The following is a 2,834-nucleotide window of genomic DNA, read 5'->3' on the forward strand; positions in this document are numbered from 1 at the left end:
GAGCTGTGCAGCGAGTACCTGCCGCAGTTCCATTGGTCAGCGCACGCGGCCCCGCCGGCCGAGCCGTTCGAGGCACTGGCGCACCCGCTCGGCTTCTACGCCGTGCTGCCCAGCGCCGACTGGGTCGAACGCGCGCTGCGCTGGGGCCTGCGCACCCTGCAGCTGCGCATCAAGCCCGAGATGCTGCCGCCCGCGGAGCTGCGCGCGCAGCTGCGTGCGGCGGTGCAGGCCGCGGCCGAGGTGCCCGGTGCGCAGCTCTTCATCAACGACCACTGGCGCGAGGCCATCGAGCTCGGCGCCTATGGCGTGCACCTGGGGCAGGAAGACATCGAACTGGCCGACACGCAAGCGCTGCGTGCTTCCGGCCTGCGCCTGGGCGTGAGCTCGCACACGCCGCTGGAGATGTCGCGCGCGCATGCGCTGCGGCCGTCGTACGTGGCGCTCGGGCCGGTGTTCCCCACCACGTTGAAGGCGATGCGCTACGCGCCGCTCGGGCTTGCGCGCCTGCGCGCCTGGACGCAGCGGCTCAAGCCGCACTACCCGGTGGTGGCCATCGGCGGCATCGGCCTGGACCGTGCACCCAAGGTGTGGGCCTGCGGCGTGGACGCGGTGGCGGTGGTGAGCGCGCTCACGCAGGCAGCCGACCCGCGCGAGGTGGCGCAGCAGTTCCTGGAAGGGGCTAACGCTTCGTAGCGTCGGATGCAGGCTCGGCCACAAAGCCGATGCGGCTGAGCCCGGCCTTCTGCACCACGCCGATCAGCTCGGCCACCTGGCCGTAGGGCACGGTCTTGTCGGCACGCAGCTGCACTTCGGTCTGCGGGTTCTTCTTGGCGGCTTCGGCCATGCGGTCGGCGAAGACACCGGCCGCCACGGGCTGCTCGGCGATGTAGAGCTGGCCGGTGGGGTCGATGGCGACCGCAATGAAGTCGGGCACGTCGCTCGCGGTGGCGGCCTCGGTCTTGGGCAGGTCGAGCTTGAGGCTCGCGCTCATCAGCGGCGCGGTGATCATGAAGATCACCAGCAGCACCAGCATCACGTCGATGAGCGGCGTCATGTTGATGTCGCTCATCGGCGGTGGCGCCGCGCTGCGTTCGAGACGGCCGAATGCCATGGCTCAGGCGGTGGGCGTGGCGGCGAGGGGGCGCGTGCTGTCGTCGACCAGCATCTCGCGCAGGTCGTGGGCGAAGCCTTCGAGCTCGGCCTCGCAGGCGGCCACGCGCTTGTTGAAGACGTTGTAGGCCAGCACCGCCGGGATGGCCACGGCCAGGCCCGCAGCCGTCATGACCAGCGCCTCGCCCACCGGGCCGGAGACGCGGTCGATGGTGATGGTGCCGGCGGCCGAGATGCTGAGCAGTGCGTGGTAGATGCCCCAGACCGTGCCGAAGAGGCCGATGAAGGGCGCGGTGCTGCCGATCGAAGCCAGCACCACCTGGCCGAACTGCAGCTGCGTGAGCACGCGGTGCAGGGCATCGCGCAGGCGGCGCGTGAGCTGCGAGGCCAGGTGGCCGCGCGCCTCCAGCGTGCCGCCGGCCGGGTCGGCCGTGGCAGCGGCGAGCAGGGGGCGCAGCACGCCTTCGCGGTCGAACGCGGCGAGCTGCTGGCTGCCACCGTCGAGCGTGGGCGCGGCCCAGAATGCGGGCACGGCGCGGGCGATGTCGCCGCGCACGCGTCGCAACAGCCAGCCCTTCCAGAAGATCAGCACCCAGGCGCTGATGGACATCAGCAGCAGCAACGCAGCCACGCCGCGGGTGATGACGTCGCCCTGTTGCCAGAAGTGCGCGAAGCCGTTCATTTCAGGCCGAGCACGTCGTTCATGGTGTAGAGCCCGGCGCTGCGGTTGGCGAGGAAGCGCGCGGCACGCAGGCTGCCTTGCGCGTAGCCGGCACGGCTGCTGCTCTTGTGGCTGATCTCGATGCGCTCGCCGGTGCCGGCAAAGAGCACGGTGTGGTCGCCGATGATGTCGCCGCCACGGATGGTGGCGAAGCCGATGGTCGATGGGTCGCGCTCGCCGGTCACGCCTTCGCGGCCGTAGACGGCGCATTGCTTCAGGTCGCGGCCCAGTGCCGCGGCCACCACCTCGCCCATCGCCAGGGCCGTGCCGCTGGGCGCGTCGACCTTGTGGCGGTGGTGGGCCTCGATCACCTCGATGTCGTAGCCCTGGCTGAGCGCACGTGCCGCCACGTCGAGCAGGCGCATCACGACGTTCACGCCCACGCTCATGTTGGGCGACATCACCATGGCCATGTGCTGGGCTTGCGTGGCGATCTCGGCCTTTTGCGCATCGCTGAAGCCGGTGGTGCCGATCACGACCTTGAGACCCAGTTCGCGGCAGGCCGCAAGGTGGGCCAGCGTGCCTTCGGGGCGGGTGAAGTCGATCAGCACCTGCGCATTGGCCAAGCCGCTCTTCAGGTCGGAGGTGATGTGCACGCCGCTCGTGCGGCCGAGGAAGGTGGCGGCATCCTGGCCGAGGGCGGGGCTGCCGGGCACGTCGAGCGCGCCGGCGAGCACGCAGTCTGTCGACGCGGTAATGGCCTCGATCAGCATGTGGCCCATGCGCCCCGAGGCGCCGGTGACGGCCACCCGGATCGGTGCCGCGGCGCTCACGAGCGGGGCTCCAGTGGCGGGTAGGGGCGCAGCGGGCCTTCAGGGGCCGAGGCCGCGACGGGTGCTTTGGGCGGGACCGGCGGCAGGTTCGCAATCTCCTCGGGCGTCATGGCCAGCGTGGGCACCTTGCGCGGCGTGCCGAAGGTGTCGATCGAGGTGACGAACTCGCGCTCGGTGGGAAGCTCCTGCGCGCTGATGCTCTTGAGCTTGTCGTTTTCGGACAGCACCAG

General features: G+C 70.7%; 4 protein-coding genes and 1 pseudogene. 1 reads left to right on the forward strand and 4 read right to left on the reverse strand.

Annotated features, from left to right (window positions below; all coding sequences use genetic code 11):
- Positions 1 to 693 (forward strand): thiamine phosphate synthase (thiE, locus tag VFL64_RS04795; protein WP_489539244.1); only part of this gene is annotated, 693 nt, incomplete at its 5' end.
- Here thiE and VFL64_RS04800 read toward each other — a convergent pair.
- The 4 genes and pseudogenes from VFL64_RS04800 to VFL64_RS04815 form a co-directional block, all read right to left on the reverse strand.
- Positions 680 to 1,111 (reverse strand): ExbD/TolR family protein, encoded by a 432-nt coding sequence (locus tag VFL64_RS04800; RefSeq protein WP_489539245.1) that lies wholly within the window; start codon positions 1,109 to 1,111, stop codon positions 680 to 682. The genes thiE and VFL64_RS04800 overlap by 14 nt on opposite strands.
- 3 nt (positions 1,112 to 1,114) lie before the next feature.
- Complete coding sequence (locus VFL64_RS04805; protein ID WP_489539246.1) at positions 1,115 to 1,792, reverse strand: MotA/TolQ/ExbB proton channel family protein; 678 nt, start codon at positions 1,790 to 1,792, stop codon at positions 1,115 to 1,117.
- Entirely contained in the window at positions 1,789 to 2,604 is an 816-nt protein-coding gene (gene dapB / locus VFL64_RS04810) for a 4-hydroxy-tetrahydrodipicolinate reductase (RefSeq protein WP_489539247.1), read from the reverse strand. The genes VFL64_RS04805 and dapB overlap by 4 nt, the downstream gene beginning before the upstream one ends.
- Positions 2,601 to 2,834 (reverse strand): annotated as a pseudogene (locus VFL64_RS04815) (outer membrane protein assembly factor BamE); the annotation flags it as partial. The gene dapB and the pseudogene VFL64_RS04815, both read right to left, overlap by 4 nt.

It is taken from the genome of Rhizobacter sp. (assembly GCF_035702065.1).
Lineage (GTDB): Bacteria > Pseudomonadota > Gammaproteobacteria > Burkholderiales > Burkholderiaceae_C > Rhizobacter.

What these genes read in the sequence shown, in the direction of transcription:
- VFL64_RS04800 (WP_489539245.1), bottom strand. Translation starts at nt 1,111, where the DNA reads ATGGCATTCGGCCGTCTCGAACGCAGCGCGGCGCCACCGCCGATGAGC.
- VFL64_RS04805 (WP_489539246.1), bottom strand. Translation starts at nt 1,792, where the DNA reads ATGAACGGCTTCGCGCACTTCTGGCAACAGGGCGACGTCATCACCCGC.